The organism is Candidatus Scalindua japonica (assembly GCF_002443295.1).
GTDB lineage: Bacteria > Planctomycetota > Brocadiia > Brocadiales > Scalinduaceae > Scalindua > Scalindua japonica.
Genome location: NZ_BAOS01000005.1, coordinates 178,841 through 205,139, shown reverse-complemented (window position 1 = coordinate 205,139; position 26,299 = coordinate 178,841). Strand labels below are relative to the sequence as shown.

Sequence of the window (26,299 nt, the reverse complement as noted above, 5' to 3'; positions counted from 1 at the left end):
TATCATATTATCTTTTCATTACTTAGCCTGTAAAGATGTATTCTCGGACCGTCTGTTGAGGTGTAACCTAAACCGTAGTTATGAATAGTTACGAGAGGCAGGTGAAGAATAATGACCTTTGCATAATCATAATTTACTGTAAGTATTTTTCAAGAGGAAAGATGTATGAGATTGCACCTATCAAATCCCCTATCTTTTTGTCTGTATGGCAAACTGCACATTTTTTTGTAGTCATTGATACACTAGTAACAGCTCTTAAGTAATCGTTACCTTCAACATCAAAATAAAACCTTTCATATAATGCCTCACCGGATACTATAGCCTTGAGCGCATCTCTTTCAAAATCATCTTTTATTGAGGATTCGGGGTTTAACGGCTGTTTGGAAATGCTTAAAAATCTGGCCTTATGCCAGCCCTTTTCTTCCATCATCTTAAAAACCTCTTGAGTTATGGCAATGGAAGAAAAGGTTTCTGTGTCTCTTGCATATTTTCCTGCCGTATGAGTGATGTATAATTTATATAAATCATCAATTATATATAATACATGCCTTGCCCTATCTCCCGCTAAAGCCAGTGATGTTTCAGCTGTAATATCACCAGGTTTTATAAAATCAGATGTACTTCTTCCCGTTAATTCACGGCCAATTGCAGCGGTATTTGACGAGGAAATAATTATTATTAAAATAAAAGCCCATATACTAAATTCCTTAAACATGCAGTCTTTCCTTTCTACAATTAGAATGGCGTCTACTATACTCTGATAACATTTTTTTCCATTATACACGGTATATGAAAAAAAGCGTTTCCATTAATATGAATATTTATTTAAATGCTTATGTATATTAATACCGAGTCAATCATTTCATTCTGAACATACACGATTGATGAAACATTATTGATAATGTTGTTTTAAATTGCTCAATGTTACAGAATACGGTATTCTGTAACAAAATATATCTTCCAGATGCGCCTTTCTGTACATTTTTACGCCTTGAATTGAATTGTTTTATTTGTAATTGTTACACTTCCTATAGGAAATGTAACAATTACAAATGATTATGAAGCTTTACGATTTACAAGGACAGAGGCTTAATAATTTCCTCATCCATGAATATTCGGTACTTTTATCCAAATCTTTTTTAAAGTCAATCGCTCGTTTTTCTCCATAACCATAATTTTTTGATATAGCAGTATTTGTAAAAAGTTTTTTCTGGTTTCTTTTTTAAAAGAGATCATCCTGGAGTAAAAAAAACATATTAAAAAAGTATAAGTTTTTATATATTGTTAACTACTTATCCCGCCGTAAATATTAATCACAAATTGTGTGATTTTGATATTAAATATTCTATCGTATCAGGATAGTTGACATAAAAATATACTATACAGCTATGTGATTGAAAATAATACACTTGAAACAATTCAGATATACTATTAAAATCCGTTACTATACTGGAAGAGTAAAAGATCTTGATTTTTTATCGTTTCCACCCCAGAAGAAAATAGAATCTGTGAAAAGGCATCAAAAGTGGCAATCCGAACTTAAGAAGAATAAGTTTTTAGATGACTTATTCAGAAGATAAGTAGGGAGACTATAAAGGGATTTACAATGCTAAAGGAAAGATGGATTCAAGGGGAGACTTGACCCATATTCTTTCTAAGGTACAGATTTAATTAAATATTCGTTCTTACTTCGTGTCTTAGTGGCTGCAAGTTATTCTAGAAAATGAAGAAAGAAATGCAAAAACAGAAAAAGGTATCTGGCCTTCGCAAAGAGGCGGAGAAAAGACTCAAGCCGGATATAATACCAATAGCGAAATTGTCAGAAGCAGAGGTGCGTAAACTGGCACACGAGCTTCAGGTACACCAGATCGAACTGGAGATGCAGAATGAAGAACTCCGCAAAGCCCAGTTACTGATTGAAGAGTCTCGGCGGAAATACTTAGACCTGTTTGACTTTGCCCCGCTTGGATATTTTACAATCGATGAAACAGGGTTGATCCTGGAATCCAATCTAACAGGTGCTGCAATGCTGGGAATCGAACGAAGTTTGTTAATTAACAAACCCATAGCAAAATTCATTTACAGTGAAGATCAAGATAAATACTACCTGTACATTAGAACTGTTTATGATGGGGAAAAAGCTAATGCGTGTGAATTAAAGATGGTTAAAAAAGATGGTACAGTTTTCCATGTACAACTTGAATGCTCTGTAGTGCATGATGCAGGTGATAATGTCAGACAATGCAGAACACTATTAACTGATATATCAAAGCGAAAGCAATCGGAAATACGTCTTAGTGCTCAGCACGCCATAACACGGATATTGGCAGAATCCATCACACTTGAAGAGGCTTCATCAAAAATTCTTCAACCCATATGTGAAGCCCTGGAGTGGGATTATGGTGAAATCTGGACATATGATCAGCAACAACGTATTTTACGTAATACAGAAACCTGGCATATACCATCTTCAAAATTTTCTGAATTCAAAGATGTTACTAAACAAATAACCTTTCCTCCGAAAATTGGACTTCCGGGCCGGGTCCGGGAAAGTGCTGAGCCTTTATGGATTGCAGATGTTGTTCATGATTCGGATTTTCTCAGAGCATCCGTTGCAGATAAAGTGGGGTTGCATGGAGCCTTTGGTTTTCCCATTATCATCGGTAGTGAAGTGCTTGGAACAATCTGCTTCTTTAACCGCGAGATAAGAAAGCCCAATAAGGGTTTGCTTAATATGATGGCGGCAATCGGCCGTCAAGTCGGTCTCTTTATCAAACATAAACTGGCAGATAATGATATCCAGAGGTTTAAAGAAAACCTTGAAGCAATCTTCAAGACTATTAGGGATGGAATTATTTTGTTAGATAGAGAACTAAAAATAGTTGAATTCAATCAATCTGCCAGAAGGATTTGTGGACTTCCTGATATTAATAAAGCCAGGGGGGAAAAGTTTGAATTACTGCATAAAAGTTGTAAAGGGGAATGTGTTGCCACCCTTAAGGAGACAACAGAAACAAAACTTCCTGCTGAAAAGATTCGCTTTGAATGTTTCAACGCTATGATGTCCAGAGTATTAGTTAGTGTTACCACGTACCCGCTTCTTGACAGCAATAAACAATTTAACGGTTGTGTCATAGTCGTGAGAGATGAAACCCAGCTTGCAGTACTTGAGAGTAGTTTGCAAGATCGTCGACAATTTCATAATATCATAGGTAAAAGTGCTGATATACAGAAAGTTTTCTCTTTGATTGAAACGTTAGCAGACATACCGACTACAGTGTTAATTACGGGAGAAAGTGGTACAGGAAAGAGGTTGGTTGCTGAGGCATTGCATTATCATGGAAAGGATAGTGGGGAAAAGCCATTTGTCGTGGTAAGTTGTTCCTCCTTGTCTGACAATTTACTGGAGAGTGAACTGTTCGGACACGTTAAGGGCTCGTTTACCGGCGCCATCAGTGATAGAGTAGGAAGATTTGAAAAGGCTGAAGGTGGCACTATCTTTCTGGATGAAATAGGAGACATATCCAGCACTATGCAATTACGTTTACTAAGGGTGCTTGAAGAAAGAGTCTTTGAAAGAGTTGGAGATTCAAAGACCATCAAATCAAATGTGAGGATAATAGCGGCTACGAACCGGGATCTGCGAATAAATGTCAGTAAGGGTAAATTCAGGGAAGACTTGTACCATAGGCTTAAAATAGTGGAATTAGCTCTTCCCCCTCTCAGGGATAGACGTGAAGACATTCCACTGTTGGTAGAGCATTTTATAGAAAAACTCAATTTGAGATTAAACAAACACGTCGAGTCTTTATCTGCAGAAGTTCAAAAAATCTTTATGAACTACACCTGGAAGGGCAACATAAGGGAACTCAATAATACTATGGAATACGCATTTATCACTTGTGGTAATACTGTCATCACGTTAGATAACCTGCCATCAGAATTTAATAGTTTGAGAGGCCGAGATAAAAGACGTATAGAAACAGGTAAAATCAACGATCGGCAGCAAGTCGTCCAGGCATTAGAAAAAGCCGGTTGGAACAAGTCCAAAGCTGCGCGATTGCTGGGCATGCATCGGGTTACACTCTACAAGGTGATGAAAAAGTTTGGTATAAAGGAATAATAAAGATGGTAACAGGCCAATCATTCTTTTGTGTAGTCACTTACAAGAGCGTAGCAATACACAAGTGTAGCAGGCTACACTTGTGTATTGCTACGTAAAATTATTATCATAGAAAAATCAGAGAAATATGAAAATTGTTTTCGTATATCCTGATGTTTTTCAGGACTATTTTTCACCGTAGTACATTCTGATTGTCCTCATATCTTGAAACTATTCCTTGGTCAATTAACGCTTTATTTTATTGGACTTAAGAAATATTATTCATCTTTTCACCACATACAACTCATCCATATCTCTATCCTAAATACAAATATATTTTTTCTTAAGATTTAAATGTATCATGCATCACTTAGCGGTAACTAATATCAGAAAATGAAATTTATCAATGTTGGTATGTGTTTTGTTATATAGTATTTTACCCGCTTCAAAGAAAAGGAAAATACGAGGACGCATTGATGAATATATGAGATATTAATCTGACAATAATTGACGGTATGTGTATCTTAAGATTTTTAGAGAAAGGCCGCCCAGGTGGTGAGCTTACCATCAAAAGTGTTTTGCCGAATCAAAAGAAAGGAGGTTCATAACCATGACTAAAATCCTTCTTGTAGAGGACAATATAAATCAATGTCTGCTTTATAAACAGGAATTAGAGCATGAGGGTTATAAGGTTATAACGGCTAACAATGAGAAAGATGCTTTTAAGAAAATGCAGAACCAGACTCCAGACCTGATCATAACGGAGATATGCATGTCTGAGATGGATCGTATTGAGGCATTAGGATGGTTTTTTAATAAACATAAGTATATTCCTATTTTGCTGAATACGGCCTATAGCAATTATAAAGACCATTATATGGCCCGGATTGCCGATGCATTGGTTTTTAAATCTTCAGATTTGACAGTGCTGAAAAATAAGATCAAAGAATTACTTTCGAAGGGATTGAAGATGCCTACGTGGAAATACTAAAAGTGTGACCATTAGCCAAAAATAACCTGAAAGGCTTATTATACTGGAAAGGAGAAATTATAAATGAGAACTTCCTATAACCTCTCAAACGTGAATATAGAAGAAAAGGAAATAAATTACAAACCTGATAATCTGATAATGGTGAGTAGATGTCATAAGGAAATATCATGCTTAAAATGTGGAAAGAAATTTCATAGTGAAGGACCGTATAATCGTATATGCAATAAATGTAATTTAATTAATGAAAGAACAAGGGCAAACACATACTCTGTTAAGTTTGAAATTTGCAAAGACAATGTATTGTTTTAGAAGTTAGAAGAAATACATTTGAATTCTATTAATTACTGAAATGTAGATAGAACCTTGCATAAGTTGGCTTAACTATAAGGTTTTGATAGATAATAATACGCAGAGAGAGCAGCCGTTCGGACGAGTACACCAAAGATTAATTGTCAGATTCATGGAGCGACGTATATGGAATAAGATTTTTTTGTAGAATACATTTCCATACGTTTCAACTTTAACTGAAATCTAATGGAAGGGAATCAGAATGAAGAGAAAAGTGCTTGTAATTGATGACAGGGAAGTGATTGTATTTTTGTTCAAAAGATTTCTTTCTCAACAAGGATTTGATGTGTCTACGGTGTGTAGTTACTATGATGCAATGGCAAAGATGGCTATTGCAGATTTTGATTTAGTACTTACAGATATTGAACTGGGAGAGGGCAAAACTGGGATTGATATTTTAAAAGAAGTACAACGAACAAATCCAACATGTCCAGTAATTTTTTGCACGGGAAATCCTGATAGTATGGATGTGTCTGAAGCCAGGAGAATGGGTGCTTATGACTGCATTTATAAACCGGTAAAACTGGAAACTTTATCACATAGTATTAACATGGCACTACGTGGTAAGACAGTTTTCGATAAATTGTTAAAAACTTGATAATCACAAAAAGGAGAATAAAAGCATGGATAAAATCAAGATTCAATCATTGGAGTAGGTAACAGTGCCAGTTCTTTAATTCAAGGAATTTACTATTATCGAGACAGGAAACCTGGAAAGACTAAAGGTCTTTTGCGATGGTAAATAGAAAATATCTTTCATAAGAAGTGTCTTTAGTTAATCAATTTCCATTGCAATTACATATTACTTATTGTCTCGTTAAACTAGCAATATTAATAGTTATCAAGAAAATTATATGAAATGACAAGGTATGAAATAAAACATTTATAAACTGAAGAAATTTACATGATAAGGTGTAATTTTTTAGAGTATCAATTGTGTAGAAATAAACACTTCGATTTCTATAGATAAAAACAGTTGCAAATATTCATTCCGTACTAAATTTAGATTATAAGATATCTTTAGGTACATTTTTTAGAAAGGAGATACTTTAAATGAGAAAAAACAACCAAGTTTTAATCGTTGTACTTTGTGCGTTCGTTGTCATCACTGGAGCTATCACTTACGGTTGGAATGGCGGTAAAGTGTTTGGAGGTGTGAATAGGGTAGTGGAAGCAAAGGATATCCATATCAGCAAATCCACACCTACTCGATCTCTGATGCAATTAATCAGTGCACACACTTCCAAGATACTGGATGCAATAATGGTTGGTGATTTCCATGCCGTTGCCCGAGAGGCCAATGCGGTCGCGGAAAACTGTGAAATTGTTATGGAGGTGTCCTTTTCAGTGCATGGGAAGGCTGGGGAATGGCATAAAGAATCTGGTGGTGATGCAAAAACTGCGTCGGCAATGCAGGCGGAGTTTGAAAAATATCTGAATATTACTGTTGATTCTGCAAGAAATATCGCGGAAACTGCTGGAAAGAAGGATATCGTGGAAACCTACAAAAGTTTGGATGAAATGTTGCAAAAGGCATGCTTTGCTTGCCATGCGATTTCTCGGGACCCATGGCCGGACTGGCCGGACTGGATGAGACAGTCTGGAGGTTAGTTTCGGTTTGAAAACGCATGTCCCTTGTCACGGTACCACTGGTTTTAAAGGCTGGTGAATTTTACGATGTAAAGATTACGGTTGGAGAAATTGAACATCCCAATGAGAATGAACATTTTATACAATGGATTGAATTTTACATAGGAGATGTATATCTGGCGAGATTCGATTTTGCGCCGGTAATGACAAAGCCCGACGTGACAATTCCTCTAAAACTGGGCCATCATGGACTCGATTCGACATTAAGGGTGTTAAGTCACTGCAATCTACACGGTCTGTGGGAAGGTAAGTTTCAGTTAAAGACAGAATAGGCAGGAAAAGTAATTGTTTGCCGTAACGGCAATAATTTGAACGTTGTAATACTGGACTTAGATCGTAAAAAATAGACAAAATATTTAATTGCATAACATTTAAAAAAAAGGGGTGTCACTAATACAATGATAGATTTTTCTGATAACGACGTTAGATATACCGTTAAAGTTAATGATGGACGGGTTGGACGAAGCCGCTATCGCGGAGAACAAAATCGGAAATTTATTATATAATGTAACCTCACACCCTCAACGGGAGGGTGAATCTATTAACAAATAGGAGGTTACAGGTCTATGAAAACATTATCTCAATCCGATTTCAACAAAAATTACCAAACGCATCTAAAGCACCTACGCTTGAAAGGACTCCGGCCAAAAACAATCGAGGCTTATTCACGTGCCATCCGACGGATCGGTGATTATTTTGACAATCAGATACACGATCTATCTGAACAGCAACTACTTGACTATTTTTCCAATCTCCTCAATACCCATTCATGGAGCGCAGTCAAATTAGACCTCTACGGACTAAAGTTTTTCTACACTCATGTGCTTCATAAGCGTTGGGAGCAAGTAAATCTTATTAAACCACCCAAAACGCAACGTTTGCCCGATATTGTCACCATTAATGAAGCCCACCAACTTTTCCAGGTGACGAGAAAACTCAGTTACCGACCCCTTCTACTATGTTCTTTACAGTCTTGGTCTCCGCCTGGGTGAAGGACTACGTCTTGAGGTTAGCGATGTCGATTCTCAGCGAATGCGGGTGCATATCCGCGATAGCAAAGGCAATAAAGACCGTTTCGTACCCCTGCCAAAGGTAACCCTGAATCTCTTACGCCGTTTTTGGCTTGTTCATCGCAATCCTGTCTTTCTATTTCCAGGCCGTCATGGTGGCTTGAAATCAGCCCACCTGGCAAAAACACCTCTGAATAGAAATGGCGTTCAGGCCACTCTGCGTAAGGTAGCCCGGGAGTGTGGAATTAAAAAAAAATTACACCACACAGTCTGCGACACAGCTACGCAACCCATCTGATTGAGGCGGGTGTTGATCTGCTTGAAGTACAAAAAATCCTCGGCCACCACAGTATTTTAACCACTGCCAAATATACCCACCTGACCTCTCATACAAATCGTAATGCCTTGCAATTAATTAATGATTTGATGAATGGTTTTTCCATAGAATGGGGGAATGTTATATGATATCTCTCTCCTCTATAATTGAGACCTTCATTGCTGACTTTATCACTCTTTATCATGGTTCGATCCTGCCAAGTCAATTCAAAGCCCTGGCAGCCATGAAGGATTGTCGCACTACGCAAAGCCGCGTCATGCTGGTCCAATGTAATGACTGTGAAAAACAGGTTTTTGTACCGCACTCCTGCGGTAACCGCAATTGTCCTCATTGTCAGAGTCATGAGTGTCAGCAGTGGTTGGAGCGTCAACTGAAAAAAGAAGTGCCTGCTGACTATTTTATGCTCACCTTTACTATACCCAAAGAGCTTCGATCATTAGCATGGCAGCATCAACGCTTGCTTTACTCGATAATGATACAGTGTTGTTGGGAAACCGTAAAAACCTTTGTCCAAAATGACAGCGTATTACAAGGAAACGCTGGAGCCATCACTGTTTTGCACACCCACTCTCGCTCTCTCGATTACCACCCGCATATCCATCTGGTAATGCCAGCCGGGGCCATCAATCAGAAGAAAAAGCTTTGGAGCTTCAAAAAAAGCGAAGGAAAGACGCGGTACCTTTTCAATCACAAAGCGCTGGCTAAAGTGTTTCGAGCAAAAATGCTCGATGCCGTGAACAAAGCGGCTCTTACGCTTCCAGTTAATTATCCCAAAACATGGGTCGTCGATTGCAAATTTGTCGGCAACGGTGAAAAGGCACTGGTCTATCTTGGTCGTTATCTCTACAAAGGGGTCATTCAAGAGAAAGATATTATTACGTGCAAAGATGGTCAGGTGACCTTTCGTTACCAGGATAGTAAGAGCAAAAAAATGCTCACAAGAACACTTCCCGGCCCGCAGTTTCTCAGGTTGATTCTCCAGCATGTTCTACCCAAAGGTTTCAGGCGAACACGGAACTTTGGTTTCCTCCACCCTAATAGCAAACGCTTGATTGCATTGCTTCAGTACCTTACCGGTATCAACCCGAATAAGTCGTCAGCCTGGTTCAGAGAGCGTCCAAAGCTTACGTGCAAATGCTGTGGAGGAATAATGAAGATCATAAAAACGATGATACCTCCATCACACAAATCCAGGTCTTTCCCCTACAAGTTAACAAAAGAGGAGGCTGTTCTGGTTATGTAATCGAATCCGCTATGCATCTAAGATTTGCAAAAACGGCATTATCGGGTCGAGATGGCCCCCGTTTGCCCAAATTTGAGGTAAAATGGCCGAAAAACCATGTTCTGTAGCTCCTAAAGCATGACGACAGCAATTGAAAAATCCACTTCTTTGGCTTCATAGCTTCTGCGGTAAAAAAGAGAAGCAATCTTCATAAGATATTTTCTTATACAATGTTTAGCACCCAAACAACGGGCTTGTCCAACAAACGGTTCAGATTGTGGTTCGTCCCTCACACAATCTAACCTTATTCGTTATGTAACTGATCACCGAACAACATGTTGCTTGGTACAGAGCACATAACTATCCGGCGGGCTTGCTGATAGTGTTGTTTTTCATTTAAGGATTGTACCCGATACAAAAGAAATGAAAAATATGGAGTCCTGAAAAGAGAAAGATGGATAAAGTATTATTTATATTTATACATTTACTTGACAAAATATGGAGGAAGCAGATGATTGTTGAAAAGGATGTTCTTCAGTTATTTATTCAATCTATTCATCAACGAATAGAGACATTAGTAGATGCAGGTGAAGATAGTGAAATCATTGAAGGATTTAAACTGTTGCTTTCAGATAATATATCTGAAAACGGCACAATTCATATTAGAAAGTCGTTGATGAATAAAATTTTTCACCTATCTTTCTCTAACTATAGGGCATTTATGCATAAATATGAGAAAAAGCATTTGCAGAATTAAAAAAATAAAGGGTAATTGGTGTTATTAATCGGTACTCTGCTCTTATCTCTTTTTTCACTATCTTAGGGTTGAGAAAGAATAACTTTACAATCTATAGCAGAACTGTTACAAGCATATGATTTCGCGTATTTGGCTCAAATGTGTAATGAGTGCTTAAAAACCAGGAGAGATTGGTATAGTCAAGCTTGCCCAAACAGCCTCGCCATATTACAATTCATCTTATTATAAGAATATGTGAGGAAATGTAATATGGCAAAGACAGGGACTTACTCGTCAGCAAGGATAAAAATGCATCTTGAACAGTATAAAATCGCCACGATGGAGGATTTAAAGAAAGTATTGGGCACGGATGTTCGGATGACGGTATTTAGGAAGTTGAGGGAATTGCCCTTGAGAACAAGTTATTCTCACCGAGGGAAATACTATGCGCTTGAGAAGACTATCAAGTTTGACGATCTCGGTTTGTGGTCTTCTCAATCTGTTTGGTTTTCAACCTACGGGACCTTGTTGGAGACTACAAAAGTATTTGTAATGAAATCTGAGAAGGGATATTCGGTTATCGAGCTTGATGATATTCTTCATGTTTCCGTTAAAGAGTCCCTTATTAACCTTTTTAAGAGGAAGTGTCTTTGTAGAAAAAGGATAGCTGGTGTTTACGTTTATTTCTCGATAAGTTCAGATGTTCAAACAAAACAAGTGATTCGCAGAAGGGAATATTTGTATGATCAAGATTGCAAATCAGGAAAGGTTGAAGATGGTTTGCTGCAACATGAATTGGAAGCAGCAATAGTATTGTTTTCAAGCCTTCTCAATGAAAAGCAAAAACGCCTTTATTCAGGGTTGGAAGCAATAAAGATAGGATATGGCGGAGATCAAATAATTTCAAAACTCTTAGGGATTGATTGCCACACCGTTGCAAAAGGACGAAAAGAAATTATGGACTATGATTTAGAGGTTGAACGTGTTCGTAAAAAAGGAGGTGGCAGAAGACCCATAAAAAAAGCCCGGAAATAGAAAAGATGATTGAAAATCTCATGGAATATGAAAAAGCAGGTATATCATCAGTTAATCGACAGCCACAAAATATCAGAAAACTGCAGCAGTTTGACAGACTATTATTTTACTGAACCTCTACTCCATGGTGCGATAGCCACCTTATAAACTTATGCCCAAAAACATTCCGGTAGGCAACGGCTATCTTCTTCTTAATTTTGACTTAGATTATCAGATCAGGGACGTGTATTTCCCCTATATAGGGCAGGAGAACCATTCAAAAGGTGATCCTTTCCGGTTTGGAGTGTGGGTGGATGGGTGCTGCTCCAAGATGGGGCCGGAATAGGAAAAAGACTTGAAATATAATCATAACATCCTGATTACTGATGTTTTTCTGAGAAACGTGTCCCTGGGTATTGAACTCCGCTGCCTTGATGTGGTTGATTTGGATTTGAACGTATATATTAAATATTGTTAATCTTGCATATATTTGTCTGGAAAGAGTCAGACGTGATAATGGGAATTATGTAGACTATGGTAAACTTTTGGTTTATGTTAATGAAAAAGAACTTTATAGAATACCATTCCAAGGAACATTTACCGATGAAAGGAGTTCAGCCCTCACAAAACATCTTAACGATATGGTTCAGCAGGGAGAGTCTGGAGAAGTTCTTTGGGGAAATATAGAAAATAAAATTCTTAACTGCTGTGGATCTTGCTATGTAAAATAGGTTGTTTTGCTTTTTCCTTAATCGCAATAAACCATACAATTAAAAGTAAATCCAGTCATAACTCCAACTGGGTAATTTCAGTTAGATAATAAGAAAGAGAGGTAAAATATGAATGGTTACGGTGATAAACCGGATTTCAAGTTTGATAAAACACAGTTTGATCCTTTTAAGAAGTATATGTTACCAATAGCGTTCGTTATAGGTATTATCATACTTGGGTATTCTTCAGTATTTACGGTAAAGGCCAATCAGGAAGCCGCAATGTTAAGGTTCGGTAAGTATACGGAAACTGTCGGGCCGGGATTGCATTTTAAGTTGCCTTTTGGTATTGACAAGGTATATGTTGGAGAGGTGAAACGTATATATAACGAAGAGTTTGGCTATAGAACCGTTAGTTCCGGTAGAGAAAGTATGATTGATTACAACTTCAGGGGTGCAAGCGATGTCTCTCTCATGCTGACCGGAGACAGGAATTGTGCCGAGGTACATTGGGTAGTAAGATACAAGATTAAGAACCTGAAAGAGTTCCTCTTTCGTGTAAGGGATGTCAAGAGTGTCATCAGAGATGTTAGTGAAGCGGTAATGAGAAGGATTGTTGGTGACATGTCTATTGATGAAGTGCTGACTATTGGCAGAAGGAAGATAGAGGAAATTGCGGAGACGGAGATAGAAACAGTACTGGATACTTATGGCTGCGGGATTGATATACAGGTAGTAAACCTGAAGGGTGTTAACCCTCCGGGTGAAGTTAAGGATGCCTTTGATTCTGTTAACAAGGCGGTGCAGATGAGAGATCAGATTACGAATGAAGCAGAAGGAAAGAAGAACAAAGTCATACCGGCTGCAATGGGTAAGCAGCAGCAGGCGATTAGAGAGGCGGAAGGGTATAAGATAAAGAGAATCAACGAGGCGACTGGAGATACAAAGGCGTTTCTTGCCGTATGGAAAGAGTATGAGAAGGCAAAGGGTGTTACCAGAAGGAGGCTTTACCTGGAAACAATGGAAAAGGTGATACCAAAATGTGAAGAAATATACATAATTGACAAAGATCAGAAAGGGATTTTGCCGATACTCAATCTGGGAGAAAGTAAGGTGATTAAATGAATGAAATGAAACAAAAGGCGCAAGTATATATAACAGTAGCCATAATCGCGGTAGTTGCAATAATTATCATAGCCAGTAGTTCTTTTTACGTAGTCGACATTAAATCACAGTGTGTGATTACTGAATTTGGTAAACCAAAGAAAGTTGTAACAGAACCCGGGCTAAAGGTAAAAACACCTTTTATACAAAAAACAAAATATTTTGAAAAACGAATCATAGAATGGGATGGTGAGCCGAGTGATATCTTGACAAGAGATAAAGAAAATATTGGCATTAATACCTGGGCTCGTTGGAAGATTGTAGACCCTTTAAAATTTTATACATCAATAGGAACGGAAGATAGAGGCCAGGGAGTTCTTGATGAGGTAATAGGTTCAGCCGTGAAAAATATTGTAAGCTCGTATCCTCTGAATGAGATGCTCAGAAATACTAATCGAAAGCTTGAGTACACGACAGTAGAGTTGGAAAAGGCCGAAATGGATAAGAAGGTCCATATTTCTCATGGCAGGGCAAGCCTTGTTGGAGAAATAAATAAAATGGCAAATGAAGGCTTAAGAGATAGATATGGAATGGAATTGGTTGATGTCAGAATAAAACATATTAATTATATTCCGGCAGTCATACCTAAGATATTTGACAGGATGCGTTCGGAAAGAATAAGGATTGCAAACAAATATGAGTCTGAGGGCAGGAGAGAAGAGGCGGAAATAATGGGGTATATGAAGAAGGAACTGGAGAAGATAGAATCTGAAGGTTATAAAATAGCAACTGAGACGAGAGGTGAAGCAGATGCCGAAGCAGTAAAAATATATGCAGATGCTTACGGAAAAGATCCTGATTTTTACTCTTTTACAAAGACTCTTGAAACGTATGAGAAAACCGTTGACGATAACACCCGTTTGTATTTAAGCACAGATAGTGATTACTATAAGTATATAGATAGTTTTATGGAGAAGTAAGTATCCAATTAGGAGTGTAAATAACGCTTTTATTGCTGAAGCGCAAGAATTGCCTGGGTGTATTGCCCATGGAGAAACACACTCAAAAGCCTTGACGAACCTGAAATCGGCAATGAAACTCTGGATAAGAACAGCCAAAGAATTTGGAGCTCCTGTCCAGGAACCTAAAGGCCATAGGCTTGCGTTTGCATAAATATTTTATAGGACATTAGGAAAGGACAAGGAAGCCCGACTTTACTGCATCTTTTAATTTCTGCCATTGTTAAGTGTCAGTTATATCTAATCCTCACCAGCCTACCTGAACTACAAGCCGGACAGATATTAATACGGTTCAAGTCTTTTCCAGCAATTATTACTTTCATATTTTTTGCCTATCTCTATTGAGAGGAGTTCGGAAACTGGAAACCTCTTGGAAGAGAGCAAGAAGAAGATGTCTGTCTCGCAAAATTGTATTAGACAGACATCTTGTTTTATAATCTTACTTAATCAGCGTCCTTTGCGCACCTGAATCCGACACTTTTGTTCCTGTCGCTGGGCTCACCAAACATTCTTACCGCACAGCGTAATTTGTAGACGTTTTGGGCAAAGAGAGAGCCTCCCTTGATAATTCTTTTACCAGTTCCTTTTTCCGGCCCCTTAGGGTTTTTTTTAGGGCTATCGTAATAATATTCAGGATGATACCAGTCATTACACCACTCAGAGACACTTCCAGTCATATCATAGCAGCCATAAACACTGTTTCCCTGTTCAAAGCTTCCAACTGTAACAGGTAAAATACCATCAGTTCCGACATTACAGAATTTTAACTCCCATACATTGCCCCAGGGAAATCTTCTTCCGTCTGTACCCCTTGCGGCCTTTTCCCATTCTGCTTCTGTTGGCAGCCGTTTACCGGCCCAGGCGGCATAAGCGTAAGCGTCATACCAGTCAATCCTGGTGACAGGATAATCGGGATAATTATAGTATTTATATTCGTAACCTCTGAAAGTATTACCGGGAAGATGGTTCTTATTAATAGGTTCTGAAGGTGAACATTTACTGTGGTCACCGGTCTTTTGTATATAATCGAGGAATTCCCAATACATTGCGTTGGTGACCTCGTATCTATCAATATAGTATGCGTCAAGAATTACCGCGTGTTGAGGCATCTCTTCCGGAATAAAGTCTTCATCGCTGCTTCCCATAATAAATTCTCCGGATGGCACAAGTGTCATCTCATTCCATCTGTCTTTGTTTGCTCTTAAAGAACTTTCCATTATCAGCCTTCTATCATTTACTCTCTTTTTAGCAATATTCCTTTTTTCCTCTACGTTGAGATATTCCATAAGCTTGCCTATAAAGTCGTCTACTTCGTCCAGCTCATCCGGGACTTGTGGCATCAGCTTCCTGCATGTTTCCAGATGTTCCAGAGATTTTGTATGATTATCCAGTTTCCAGTAAACGCCAGCTATATACCAGTGAAGCGAAGACCTGCCTGGGTCAAGCTCTATAGCTTTCTGGTAATAACCCAATGCTCCATTGTAGTCGTTTTGGACTTCACGCAGCGAGTTAGCAGTTTGAATATATTTGTCTATCTTTTCTATGGTGTCTTTATCTAATGGTTTTAGGGTATCCTGATTGTTTTCAACCTGTTCCTGGCTTTCCTCTATTTTAGTGGTGTCAGCCGGTTTTTCCCCTGTTTGTGCGTATAGGGTTGATATACATAGTGTTAAAACAATAATGGAAAAAATAATCCTCTTCAATTACAACCTCCTTAGAAATCAAAATAAGTCTAAAAGTAAAAATCGTATATTTTTATTTAGTAAAATTTTACGTTAAAGTTTGATATTTATCGAATTTCCCATTATACAATCAAAAATAGGTTAAATCAATGTCAAATAGATTTGGCCTGTTTATGTTAAAAAGGTCTTGATATTGTAGCTGTTTTTTGGTAGTATTCTCGAAAATATTCATTTATTGTATAAAGATCAGTAAAGTGGCAATGCCAACGAATGCTAACAGTTTAAGGGGGACTCTATGAGTTGTGAATGTTTAACGGATAAAGTTGTAAATACCATAAAAACGGTATTTGAGCAGATAAACAAGCGGAAAAAATTAATAGGTGTTCTTTTAATTATATTGGTTGCTGTAGGCATTGTTGGAGGTAGGAAGTTCTGGCATTATGCTGAGTCCAGTGAGTTTTGTGGAAGCTGCCATGAGATGGATGTACATTATGACTCGTTTATGAGTTCAAATCATCATAATGAACATGTGCATGCTTGCCATACATGTCATATTGGTCCGGGTTTAAAGGGCTTTTTACATGCGAAGTTGAGTGATGGTGCTCATGATTCATTTGAACATTCCAGGAAAACTTACCTTACGAGTGAAAATTCAGGTTTATTTATTACAATTGCCGAAGACAGCGTTCCCATTGTGAATGGTAATTGTACTAGATGTCATACCGATAATCCGGAGTATACAAAGGACCCAACTCACATGGAGTCTGTTGCACAATCAAAAAGAGTGGGAGAAGATGGAAGTCTTAAGGGTTTTTTCTGTACTGATTGCCACATAGGTGTTGTTCATCCGAGTTGGAGTGCGGATGTATACAAGGAGTATGCTGAGAAAAAAGTCCCGCCATTTGGTATTTTTGTTGAAAATGACTGCTATGCCTGTCATAGACATGCAACGCCGAAAGTCGTTAAAGAGTGGACGGCTAGTCCGCACTCAAAAGGAGGGGTTTCATGCATTGCGTGCCACGGAAATGATCATGGGGTGATTGTTGAAAGAGGTGGAAAAGTATTGCCAAACAAGTGTGGTGAGTGTCACGAATCTATGTATAATGATTTTGCCAAGAGTAAGCATTTTAACGGGCGCATAGTAGCGGAAATAGCAAGTACTAAGGATGTAACGATGAGAGATGACTGTAAGAAGTGTCACATGCTCGGCCTGAACCAGCCTTGGGATGAAGGAGGAGGGGGTAGTTGTGAAGGCTGTCATCCTAAACATTTATTCTCGCGAGAGAATGCGTCTGACTCGAAAGTGTGTAAAAACTGTCATATTGGTGGACCATCTCACGCACAGCTTGATTTGGGACCAAAATCTATGCATGGTAATCTGTTTGCAACACGCAGGAGAGAAGGTAAACCTGAAATAAAGTGCCAGACATGTCATAGTGATCCATACAGCCACCACAATTTTAATAGAAATGTTGGTATGTTAAGTATTGATTAATTAGCTATTGATTGATTTTTCTCATGTAATAAAATGAAGTATCAAAAAAAGCCCACCTTAGTTGGTGGCTTTTTTGTTGGAAAAATTTAATTTCAACAAAACGGTAACACCAGTATTTTATAGACGAGGAATAATGTGTCTTCTTTCACATAATTTATTATAATGTAATTAGCTCTTGACTTACGTGTTATATGAGTGTTGAGACCGTGGTCAGATCAACTGAAACGATTTAACCCTGGCGCTTTACTTAGATTATTAATTTACCCTTTTTAGAATATTGATATGCAGTTGAATTCAAACCGACTGGTGCTGACACTGAGCTCTTCAATCGGAAAAAAGTTGATTATGGCGATTACCGGACTTGGCTTTTGCCTCTTCCTGATTAGTCACCTGGCTGGAAATCTGGTAATATATGTTGGTGCCGGTGCCTTTAACTCTTATGCCGAGCGGCTTCATTCATTGGGTCCTCTCTTAGTTCTTGCTGAGATTGGACTCCTTTTTATGGCTATAGTTCATATTTCTATCGGAGCGTACCTCTTTTATCAAAACTCTAGTGCCAGGCAGGTAAGATACAAAAAAAGAAAAATGCCGGTGGTAGAACAATTGCGTCGAGTACCATGCCATATACCGGCATCCTTATACTCATCTTTATTATTTTTCATCTTATTGATTTCCACTTTGTAGATAAAGGAGACAGAACAATCTATCAGATTGTATTAGAAACATTCTCAAACCCTGGTTATGCTATCTTTTACATTATATCAATGGTTGCAGTTGCGACTCACGTTGATCATGGGGTTTGGAGCTTATTACAGTCTCTGGGAATTAATAATCTTGAGTATATGCCCATGTTGCGAAAGGTCAGCTCAATGTTTAGTATGATAATAGGGATTGGATTTGGTTCTATCCCTGTATTTATTTCGTTGATTTCTTAGTAAATTGAAAAAATGAAACTTGATTCAAAAATACCCGATGGTCCGCTATCTGAAAAGTGGGACAGGCACAGGTTTCAGTTAAAACTTGTGAACCCGGCAAATAAGCAAAAATTTAAAATTATTGTTGTGGGAACAGGTCTTGCTGGAGCATCCGCAGCAGCCTCTCTCGCCGAGTTGGGATATAAAGTGAAAATATTCTGTATTCAGGACAGCCCACGTCGTGCTCACAGTATTGCCGCCCAGGGTGGTATAAACGCCGCCAAGAATTATCAGAATGACGGCGACAGCATATGGCGCCTTTTTTATGATACTATCAAAGGAGGTGATTTCCGGTCAAGAGAGGCAAACGTATATCGACTGGCACAGTTGAGTAATAATATTATTGATCAGTGCGTCGCCCAGGGGGTCCCTTTTGCAAGAGATTATGGTGGCCAGCTTTCAAATAGAAGTTTTGGAGGTGCTCAGGTATCAAGGACTTTTTACGCCAGGGGTCAGACCGGACAGCAACTCCTGTTAGGTGCTTATGGAGCGCTGTCACGCCAGATAGCAGCAGGAAAGATCACGCTCTTTACAAGAAGAGATATGCTTGACCTTGTGGTGATAGACGGGAAGGCAAAGGGTATCATAGTTAGAAATATAGTAAATGGTGATCTTGAGAAATATTCAGCTGATGCCGTTGTATTGGCGACAGGTGGTTACGGAAATGTCTTCTATCTGTCAACAAATTCCATGACATCAAACGTTTCAGCAGCCTTTGCGTCATACAAAAAAGGTGCTTTTTTTGCAAATCCATGTTTTACACAGATCCATCCCACATGTATTCCTGTTAAAGGTACATATCAGTCAAAATTGACACTGATGAGTGAAAGCCTCAGAAATGACGGTCGTGTGTGGGTACCCAAAGCTGAGGGAGATAATAGATTGCCGGAACTGGTCCCTGAATCAGAGAGGGATTATTATCTTGAAGAAAAGTACCCCGGCTTTGGAAACCTTGTACCCAGGGATGTGGCATCGAGAAATGCCAAGTTTCAATGTGATATTGGCAAGGGTGTGGGGGAGACCAAGCGCGCAGTGTATCTTGATTTTAAAGGTGCAATAGAGAAGCACGGTCACAATGTTATAAGCAGGAAATATGGTAACCTTTTTGAGATGTATGAAAAGATAACTGCTGATAATCCATATGAGACTCCAATGAAGATATATCCTGCTGTTCATTATACAATGGGGGGGCTTTGGGTGGATTACAACCTGATGAGTACTATACCCGGACTTTTTGTATTGGGAGAGGCAAATTTCTCCGATCATGGTTCAAACCGTCTTGGAGCAAGTGCTTTGATGCAAGGCCTTGCAGACGGATATTTCATTATTCCTTACACTATAGGCAGTTATCTTGCGGAGGTTGCTCCCGGGGAAGTTAATGAAGATCATGAAGAGTTCAATATTTCTTCTCTAAAAGTGGAAGCACGGATAAAGCAAATTCTTTCCATAGAAGGCAAGAGAACAGTAGATAATTTCCATCGTGAACTCGGTCACATTGTCTGGGAATATTGTGGGATGTCAAGGAATAGTAATAGCCTTAAAAAAGCAAGAAAACTTATTAAAAAGCTCCGTGAAGAGTATTGGGAAAATGTCTTAGTTGGAGGTTCTGGACAGGATTTCAACCAGAGTCTTGAAAGGGCCTGGAGGTTAGCAGATTTTCTGGAATTTGGTGAACTCATGGTTATAGACGCGCTTGAAAGGCAAGAGTCCTGTGGAGGACACTTTAATGAAGATTATCAGACAAAGGAGCATGAGGCCCTGCGTGATGATAAGCTTTTCTGTCATGTTTCTGCCTGGGAGTATCGTGGAGGCAACCGTAAACCAAAATTCCACAAAGAACCACTGACTTTTGAGAATGTAAAATTGACACAAAGGAGCTATAAATGAAACAGGCAAATGGAGAAAAGTGTATCAATCTTAAATTAAAAGTATGGCGCCAGAAAACACGGAGTTCAAAAGGGAGATTCGAAACATTCAAGGCAGAAAAAATATCTAAAGATATGTCTTTTCTTGAAATGCTTGATGTCGTTAATGAGAAAATAATTCATTCCGGCCAAGCCCCCATCGCTTTTGATCATGATTGCCGGGAAGGCATTTGTGGTATGTGCGGCGCTATGGTAAATGGCCGTGCTCATGGTCCTGAAAAAGGAACAACCCTTTGCCAGTTACATATGCGCCACTTTTCGAACAATGATACTGTTGTTATTGAACCGTGGCGTTCAAGGGCCTTTAAAGTTGTTAAGGATCTTGTTGTAGACAGAAGCGCATTAGATAAGATCATTCAAGCCGGTGGTTATATATCGGTTAATACCGGTGGGGCACCTGATGGAAACACTATACCTGTCCCTCAGATAACAGCGGAGAAAGCGATGGATGCCGCTGAATGTATCGGTTGTGGCGCTTGTGTAGCCGCATGTCCTAACGCGTCTGCTATGCTCTTTACCGGTGCAAAAATTTCTCAGTTTGCCCTGCTCCCTCAGGGACATCCTGAGGCAAGAAAGCGGGCACTTGCAATGGTAAAAAAAATGGACAAACTGGGGTTTGGAAATTGCACGAATGAAAGAGAGTGTGAAGCAGAGTGTCCTAAAGAGATTTCAACGTCAAACATCGCCCGTATGAACCGGGAGTTTATAAAATCAGGTCTCTTCTCACAATAATTACGGCGGTAAACAGATTTAAACAAATTTCCTGAATTCTCAAATATACATAATGACTGAATTCCTACCGATATTTAGTTCAATTATTCCAGTTCTTGAAAACTGAAATAATCATAATTTCCTTTTATCAGTGATAGAAGATCACTTTTAGTACTAAAATGAACAGTGTAATTAATGGTAAGAAGAATATTCAGGAAATAGCGTTACGATACCTGAATGACGGTGTGTTTGTTTTTGATAAGGATAGAAAAATAGTACTGTTTAATCCTGCTTGTGAACAAATTGTAGGATTTTCTGCGGAAGAAATCAGAAATAATGAGTACAACTGCTTAGACATATTTAGTTGTCACTCTTCAGACGGGAATTGCCTTGCGGTGTGTCCGGGGCTTGATCTCTTTGAAGAAAAACGTACTAAAATAGCACGCGAATACTTTATCAAGACTAAGGACGGGAAACGCAAACGGGTAATTACCAACTATTCTATAATTAGGGATGATAACAGCATGGTTGAATTTGTGGTTGGTGTAATGCATGATATAACAGAAGAGAGGGAATTTAACGAAGAATTGGTCAGAACGAAGACACTTTCAACTCTTGGACAATATAGCAATGAGTTGGCACATGAGATAAAGAATCCTTTAAATGCTATTAACATACAGATGTCGCTATTAGAAAGGGAGATTGGTAAACATGATTGGGATTCTGTGGAAGAGCTTACTGAAGTAGTTAAAGTGGTTAAGGAAGAGATAAACAGGCTAAATAAATTGGCTAAGGATTGTTTAAGTTTCTCAAAGTCAGGTGATTTACAATGTACAAAGGTGGATATTGTTCAAATATTTGAAGAACTGCTCTCTCTCATAACTCCGCATGCGGAGTTGAGCGGGGTTAATATTTCCTTAACAATACTGAGTGGTTGTCCACAAATTTTAGTGGACAGGGATAAACTCAAGCAGGCGTTATTAAACATTATATTGAATGCGGTTGAGGCAATGATGAGTGGGGGTGTTATATTAATAAATGTTTCAAAGAGAACTGGATATTTTAATATATCTATAAAAGATTCCGGGCCGGGTATTCCGGATGAACAGAGTGGTAAGATTTTTGATCTTTTCTATTCTACAAAGAGCGGTGGTACAGGAGTGGGCCTGGCTATTACAAAAAATATTATTCATGCACATGGTGGTAATATAAGATTTGAAAAACTGGAAAAGGGTGTTGAATTTATAATTGAATTACCTTTAGCTTAATAAAATTAACAAACCGGAAATTCTATTAGTAGATTACGACAAGAATGCAGCTAATGGTTTATGGAAATTTTTTTTGCAGGATGGTTATGGAATCAGTTGTGTTTATACGGGTGATGAGGCTTTACAATTAATCGATACTAAGGGTTCGAGAAAAGATGCATTCCTGATTCCATCAGGCACAATGATGAAGGATATTGAGAAACAGGTTATTCTGGATACACTTCAGACGACGAATGGAAGTAAAAGTAATGGAAGGAGTTGTGGTAGTGAGTATCGAGAAATCAAACATATTAATTGTTGATGACAATGAGGACCATCAAATACTGATGAAAGAAGCTCTGATGCAATCTGTTCAGGAGGCAAATATTGTGTTTGCAGGTACTGGCCAAGAGTGTCTACTTTTATTGTCAAAAGGAAAATATGATACGGTTATTATTGATTTTAGCCTTTCTGATATGAATGGATTAGAAGTGTTAAGAAGCATGCATTGTAAAAAATATAATATTCCGGTCGTGATGGTAACAGCATTTGGAGATGAAAACGTTGCTGTTGAAGCGATGAAACTTGGTGTTTTTGATTATGTTGTTAAATCGGAAGACTATTTACAGAGATTGTCAGTAATTGTACATAGAGCGATTCAGGAACCAAAGCTGAAAAAAGAAAAAGAAAAGGTTGAAAATGATTTGAGGATGTCTGAATTAAAATACAAGACATTGATTGATAATATGATTGATGTGGTCTTTACAACTGACAAAGAGTTAAAGATTATTTCAATTAATCTTGCCGGCCAGAGAGTTTTTGAATACTCATGCGAAGCAATTAAAGGTTTGAACTTTTACGATTTAATATATGAAGCGGATAGAGAAAAAATTATAGATTGTATCAAAGGGTCTTTTGCCGGTAATAGAGAACTCCTGGAAGGGTTTGAGTTTAGAATAATGACCGGCAATGGTAGAGTAAAAGATGTCCAGCTGAACGCCAATGTTGGTTATGATAGTAGTGGTAATGTAACCGGTTTTGAAGGTGTTGTAAGGGATATTACAGGACGAAAAGAATTTGAGCAGAAGTTGTTTCAAATAGACAAATTGAATGCATTAGGATTACAGTCAAGCGGAGTTGCACATGAATTCAATAATATTCTCGGGATAATACTTGGATACCTGGAAATAGTGAAGCAGGACCTTGGGGACGTTAGCGAAAAGGTTTTGGATGCTCTTAAAGTAATTGAAAAGGCAGCACGCGATGGATCAGAAATTGTTGATAAAATTCAGCAATTCTCCAGGATTAAGAAAGAACATGAAAAAGAAGAGAAGCTTATTGATCTGATAGATGTCGTTAATGATGCATTGGAATTTACCATGCCAAGATGGAAGACCGAAGCTCAATCGAAAGGAATTGAATATGAAATTATTAAAAATAATTTTACCTCGTCAAAGTACCGCACCAGGTGTAATCCTTCAGAATTACGTGAAGTTATTATCAATATAGTTAATAACAGTATTGATGCTATGCCAAATGGAGGTAAGATTGAGACGTCAATAAAAACAGATGAGAATAATGCGATAATTACAATCAAGGATAATGGCATTGGCATAAAGGATGATATTAAAGATAAGATATTTGATCCTTTTTTTTCTACTAAAGGTGTAAAAAGGTCTGGATTGGGTATGAGCTTGTCATACAGCATTATTGCCAGGCATGATGGTGAAATCCTGGTTGATAGTTACGTTGGTGAAGGGACTACGATACTATTAAAAATACCACTGTTTGATGCAGAAATAGAACAATCCGACGCGGAAGAGACCAGGGTTGTTGATGCTCATAATGCAAACATACTTGTTATAGAAGATGAAGAAGTAATATTGGACATGATGAAAATTCTCCGGAGTCAAGAGGGCATAATGTATTTGTATCACAGGATTCAAGTGTTGGTATCGAGATGTATGAAAATCATATATACGATATTGTTTTATGGACCTGGCAATGCCAAAGCTAAATGTTCAGACCAGGGTTGTTGATGCTCATAATGCAAACATACTTGTTATAGAAGATGAAGAAGTAATATTGGACATGATGAAAATTCTCCTGGAGTCAAGAGGGCATAATGTATTTGTATCACAGGATTCAAGTGTTGGTATCGAGATGTATGAAAATCATATATACGATATTGTTTTATGTGACCTGGCAATGCCAAAGCTAAATGGTTGGCAGGTAGCCAAATTCATTAAAGAGTATGATGCCGTAAGGAAAAGGACTAAAACTCCGGTTGTTCTGATTACCGGTTATGAGCTGGATGCGGATAATATAGACTATAAGAAGGAAGGTGTAGATTTCATTTTAAATAAACCAATTGAGCTTGATAAGCTACATAAAATCATCAGTGACTGCTCAACTGAAAACATATCTAAATGAGAATAGTCTTAAAACGGTTCGATACGAAGTTTTGAGATGTTGTGGCGTTATCAAATTATATCATTCCAAGCAATCAACAGCAGCTGGGAAATTCTATTTAAATTATCTGCAATATGTTTAGAATTGCATCAAGATAGGTTTGCCGGGTAAACGCAAAAACAAAAAAACTGTACTTTTTCTCACATAAAAGGCTAAATCAACTATAAATTATCTGAAAAAGAGATGTACTGATCATGATACTATAAGCTATTATTGCCTTTTGGCTGGTTAATCCCTTCCTCTATACAGCGCTGTTCTTCATAGAATATAAAGAAATTGGAGATATCTGTTCGTAATGTGTTATTATCTCATGCTTTACACGGTACTTGAAAATTGACAAGTTTGTTGTATAAGAGGTACAATATTTGCGAAAAATATGTTTGTGTTTAGTATGTGCTGGCAGTATTGATGTGACATTAAATAGACTTGGCTGTTTAGAGAGAGGATCTTTTTTATTAACCAACACAGCATTGTAATTAATTTATAAGAAAAACTATTATGAATATTAATACTATTAATAACTCACAGTTTATCACGGAAGCATTTACAAAGGGAGTGTCTAAGCTTAACAATTCTGATGTTCTGGCTTTTAATAACACATCAAAGAAATTGCCATTCGGTAAAGCTCTTTACGATGAAACAGTAGGGGTAAAAAATAGTAGTGCATTAAAACATCCTCAAAAACACTTTATGCCACTAAATAAATATAAAGTTAATCCGTTCCCAGAAAATTTTTTTGAAAGTAAAGGTGTAAACGAACCATCTAAGTCTTCAGTAATTGAACAATATAAGATGTATAAAGAGGATCAGCTATTATCCAATCCGGGTGGTGATAATTTCTTTTTAAATAAGTCAGATGAAGTAATTGATAAAAATTTTGATCATTCAAGTATTACAATGAGGGTTGGAAAAGATTTGGCGGATGCCGGTAATAACCTTCTGAACGCGGTCAAGGATTTAGGTATTGGAGCAAAGATTAAGTATGTAGATAAACATGGTAATATAAGAGATGGTAGAAAGGTCGGCTTGGCAGGGACAGTAGTTAACTTCTTTAAAGATGTTGCAAGTGGTTTGTCCTTTGGTCTATATAACCCCGACGGAGAGCCGAAGCCTCATGGTGGTATTGGTAGAATTAAGCATCTGTTTAAGAAGATTTTTAAAGACGCGTTAGTTGGTGATATTGTTAAGGGAGTACCAAAGAGCGCTATACACGTAGGAGAAGATATTATATTTGCGGGTTTAAACGCGGTTGAGGCTGTACCTGATGCAACAATAGGGAATATTAAAGCCGGTAGAAAGGTTACAACCGCACTTTTTGACAATACCCAGGTGGTTATGGACTTTGTCATGGATGTTATTCCCGGGGGTGATGCGTCTATGAGAACCCGTTCCTTTAAGTTGTCAAAGGGTTTTAAAGGTTTGCCAATTATAAATAATATTACCACACCGGAAGTAAAGCAAGATGAGAAGGAATGGAAATATGTAAGGAATACCAGTTTCAGGAAAATTATTGAGACTATACCTTCGCTAATTCCTTTTAGAATGTAGGA

Annotated in this window: 26 protein-coding genes and 1 pseudogene; 23 read left to right on the top strand and 4 right to left on the bottom strand. The window is 38.0% G+C overall.

The annotated features are described in order from the left end of the window. Positions 1-133: 133 nt before the first annotated feature. Positions 134-715: a c-type heme family protein gene (locus SCALIN_RS05370; RefSeq protein ID WP_096893354.1), complete on the bottom strand. Its 582-nt coding sequence runs from the start codon at positions 713-715 to the stop codon at positions 134-136. Between the two features lie 1,020 nt (positions 716-1,735). Here SCALIN_RS05370 and SCALIN_RS05365 point away from each other — a divergent pair. The 9 genes and pseudogenes from SCALIN_RS05365 (at position 1,736) to SCALIN_RS05325 (ending at position 9,681) form a co-directional block, all read left to right on the top strand. Next, positions 1,736-4,123, top strand: coding sequence for a sigma 54-interacting transcriptional regulator (locus SCALIN_RS05365; protein WP_162532162.1), 2,388 nt, complete (start codon positions 1,736-1,738; stop codon positions 4,121-4,123). Between the two features lie 589 nt (positions 4,124-4,712). Beyond that, positions 4,713-5,093 carry a response regulator gene (locus SCALIN_RS05360; RefSeq protein ID WP_096893351.1) on the top strand — a complete coding sequence of 127 codons (381 nt, stop codon included), beginning with the start codon at positions 4,713-4,715 and terminating at the stop codon, positions 5,091-5,093. A 63-nt stretch (positions 5,094-5,156) separates the two neighbouring features. Next, positions 5,157-5,402 (top strand): hypothetical protein, encoded by a 246-nt coding sequence (locus SCALIN_RS05355; RefSeq protein WP_096893349.1) that lies wholly within the window; start codon positions 5,157-5,159, stop codon positions 5,400-5,402. Positions 5,403-5,643: 241 nt separating this feature from the next. Beyond that, the gene (locus SCALIN_RS05350; RefSeq protein ID WP_096893348.1) at positions 5,644-6,039 is read left to right on the top strand and encodes a response regulator; all 396 of its coding nucleotides are present in this window, start codon (positions 5,644-5,646) and stop codon (positions 6,037-6,039) included. A 455-nt stretch (positions 6,040-6,494) separates the two neighbouring features. Then, entirely contained in the window at positions 6,495-7,052 is a 558-nt protein-coding gene (locus tag SCALIN_RS05345) for a hypothetical protein (protein WP_096893346.1), read from the top strand. 17 nt (positions 7,053-7,069) lie between these two features. Further along, on the top strand, positions 7,070-7,363 hold the full coding sequence (locus tag SCALIN_RS05340) for a class II SORL domain-containing protein (RefSeq protein ID WP_096893344.1): 294 nt from the start codon (positions 7,070-7,072) through the stop codon (positions 7,361-7,363). A 294-nt stretch (positions 7,364-7,657) separates the two neighbouring features. Next, positions 7,658-8,083, top strand: coding sequence for a site-specific integrase (locus SCALIN_RS22600; protein WP_203415357.1), 426 nt, complete (start codon positions 7,658-7,660; stop codon positions 8,081-8,083). Next, positions 8,076-8,566, top strand: a pseudogene (locus tag SCALIN_RS22595) (tyrosine-type recombinase/integrase). Before SCALIN_RS22600 ends, SCALIN_RS22595 begins: the two are co-directional and overlap by 8 nt. Next, the gene (locus SCALIN_RS05325; RefSeq protein WP_096892569.1) at positions 8,563-9,681 is read left to right on the top strand and encodes an IS91 family transposase; all 1,119 of its coding nucleotides are present in this window, start codon (positions 8,563-8,565) and stop codon (positions 9,679-9,681) included. Before SCALIN_RS22595 ends, SCALIN_RS05325 begins: the two are co-directional and overlap by 4 nt. A gap of 110 nt (positions 9,682-9,791) precedes the next feature. Here SCALIN_RS05325 and SCALIN_RS21965 read toward each other — a convergent pair whose 3' ends face one another. Next, positions 9,792-9,953 (bottom strand): hypothetical protein, encoded by a 162-nt coding sequence (locus SCALIN_RS21965; RefSeq protein ID WP_162532133.1) that lies wholly within the window; start codon positions 9,951-9,953, stop codon positions 9,792-9,794. 161 nt (positions 9,954-10,114) lie between these two features. Here SCALIN_RS21965 and SCALIN_RS05320 point away from each other — a divergent pair, with 161 nt between their 5' ends. The 5 genes from SCALIN_RS05320 (at position 10,115) to hflC (ending at position 14,204) form a co-directional block, all read left to right on the top strand. Next, the gene (locus SCALIN_RS05320) at positions 10,115-10,417 is read left to right on the top strand and encodes a hypothetical protein (RefSeq protein WP_096892957.1); all 303 of its coding nucleotides are present in this window, start codon (positions 10,115-10,117) and stop codon (positions 10,415-10,417) included. Positions 10,418-10,666: 249 nt separating this feature from the next. Then, positions 10,667-11,431 carry a hypothetical protein gene (locus tag SCALIN_RS05315; RefSeq protein WP_096893342.1) on the top strand — a complete coding sequence of 255 codons (765 nt, stop codon included), beginning with the start codon at positions 10,667-10,669 and terminating at the stop codon, positions 11,429-11,431. 151 nt (positions 11,432-11,582) lie between these two features. Then, positions 11,583-11,756, top strand: a complete 174-nt coding sequence (locus SCALIN_RS21960) for a hypothetical protein (RefSeq protein WP_162532161.1) — start codon at positions 11,583-11,585, stop codon at positions 11,754-11,756. Positions 11,757-12,249: 493 nt separating this feature from the next. Next, the gene (hflK, locus tag SCALIN_RS05305) at positions 12,250-13,245 is read left to right on the top strand and encodes an FtsH protease activity modulator HflK (RefSeq protein ID WP_096893338.1); all 996 of its coding nucleotides are present in this window, start codon (positions 12,250-12,252) and stop codon (positions 13,243-13,245) included. Continuing rightward, positions 13,242-14,204: a protease modulator HflC gene (gene hflC / locus SCALIN_RS05300; RefSeq protein ID WP_096893336.1), complete on the top strand. Its 963-nt coding sequence runs from the start codon at positions 13,242-13,244 to the stop codon at positions 14,202-14,204. Before hflK ends, hflC begins: the two co-directional genes overlap by 4 nt. Positions 14,205-14,686: 482 nt before the next feature. Here hflC and SCALIN_RS22590 read toward each other — a convergent pair whose 3' ends face one another. Further along, positions 14,687-15,946, bottom strand: a complete 1,260-nt coding sequence (locus SCALIN_RS22590; protein ID WP_203415356.1) for an SUMF1/EgtB/PvdO family nonheme iron enzyme — start codon at positions 15,944-15,946, stop codon at positions 14,687-14,689. Between the two features lie 274 nt (positions 15,947-16,220). On the opposite strand from SCALIN_RS22590, the gene SCALIN_RS05285 reads away from it, so the two are divergent. After that, entirely contained in the window at positions 16,221-17,420 is a 1,200-nt protein-coding gene (locus SCALIN_RS05285; RefSeq protein WP_096893332.1) for a cytochrome c3 family protein, read from the top strand. A 324-nt stretch (positions 17,421-17,744) separates the two neighbouring features. On the opposite strand, the gene SCALIN_RS23325 is transcribed toward SCALIN_RS05285, so the two are convergent. Next, entirely contained in the window at positions 17,745-17,876 is a 132-nt protein-coding gene (locus SCALIN_RS23325) for a hypothetical protein (protein WP_261340989.1), read from the bottom strand. A 161-nt stretch (positions 17,877-18,037) separates the two neighbouring features. Here SCALIN_RS23325 and SCALIN_RS22585 point away from each other — a divergent pair, with 161 nt between their 5' ends. The 8 genes from SCALIN_RS22585 to SCALIN_RS05250 all read left to right on the top strand — a co-directional run bounded on the left by SCALIN_RS22585 (position 18,038) and on the right by SCALIN_RS05250 (position 26,297). Next, on the top strand, positions 18,038-18,355 hold the full coding sequence (locus SCALIN_RS22585; RefSeq protein WP_203415355.1) for a succinate dehydrogenase/fumarate reductase transmembrane subunit: 318 nt from the start codon (positions 18,038-18,040) through the stop codon (positions 18,353-18,355). Between the two features lie 12 nt (positions 18,356-18,367). Further along, positions 18,368-20,281, top strand: a complete 1,914-nt coding sequence (locus SCALIN_RS05275) for a fumarate reductase/succinate dehydrogenase flavoprotein subunit (RefSeq protein WP_096893330.1) — start codon at positions 18,368-18,370, stop codon at positions 20,279-20,281. After that, entirely contained in the window at positions 20,278-21,051 is a 774-nt protein-coding gene (locus SCALIN_RS05270; protein WP_096893328.1) for a succinate dehydrogenase/fumarate reductase iron-sulfur subunit, read from the top strand. The genes SCALIN_RS05275 and SCALIN_RS05270 overlap by 4 nt, the downstream gene beginning before the upstream one ends. A gap of 158 nt (positions 21,052-21,209) precedes the next feature. Continuing rightward, a complete protein-coding gene (locus SCALIN_RS05265; protein ID WP_096893326.1) occupies positions 21,210-22,298 on the top strand; it encodes a two-component system sensor histidine kinase NtrB in 1,089 nt (362 codons plus the stop codon). 73 nt (positions 22,299-22,371) lie between these two features. Further along, positions 22,372-22,599, top strand: coding sequence for a hypothetical protein (locus tag SCALIN_RS21955; protein WP_162532160.1), 228 nt, complete (start codon positions 22,372-22,374; stop codon positions 22,597-22,599). Then, positions 22,565-24,316, top strand: coding sequence for a hybrid sensor histidine kinase/response regulator (locus SCALIN_RS05260; RefSeq protein WP_162532159.1), 1,752 nt, complete (start codon positions 22,565-22,567; stop codon positions 24,314-24,316). Before SCALIN_RS21955 ends, SCALIN_RS05260 begins: the two co-directional genes overlap by 35 nt. Continuing rightward, positions 24,282-24,710, top strand: coding sequence for a response regulator (locus SCALIN_RS05255; RefSeq protein WP_162532158.1), 429 nt, complete (start codon positions 24,282-24,284; stop codon positions 24,708-24,710). The genes SCALIN_RS05260 and SCALIN_RS05255 overlap by 35 nt, the downstream gene beginning before the upstream one ends. A gap of 537 nt (positions 24,711-25,247) precedes the next feature. Beyond that, positions 25,248-26,297, top strand: coding sequence for a hypothetical protein (locus tag SCALIN_RS05250; protein WP_096893319.1), 1,050 nt, complete (start codon positions 25,248-25,250; stop codon positions 26,295-26,297). Positions 26,298-26,299: the final 2 nt, after the last annotated feature.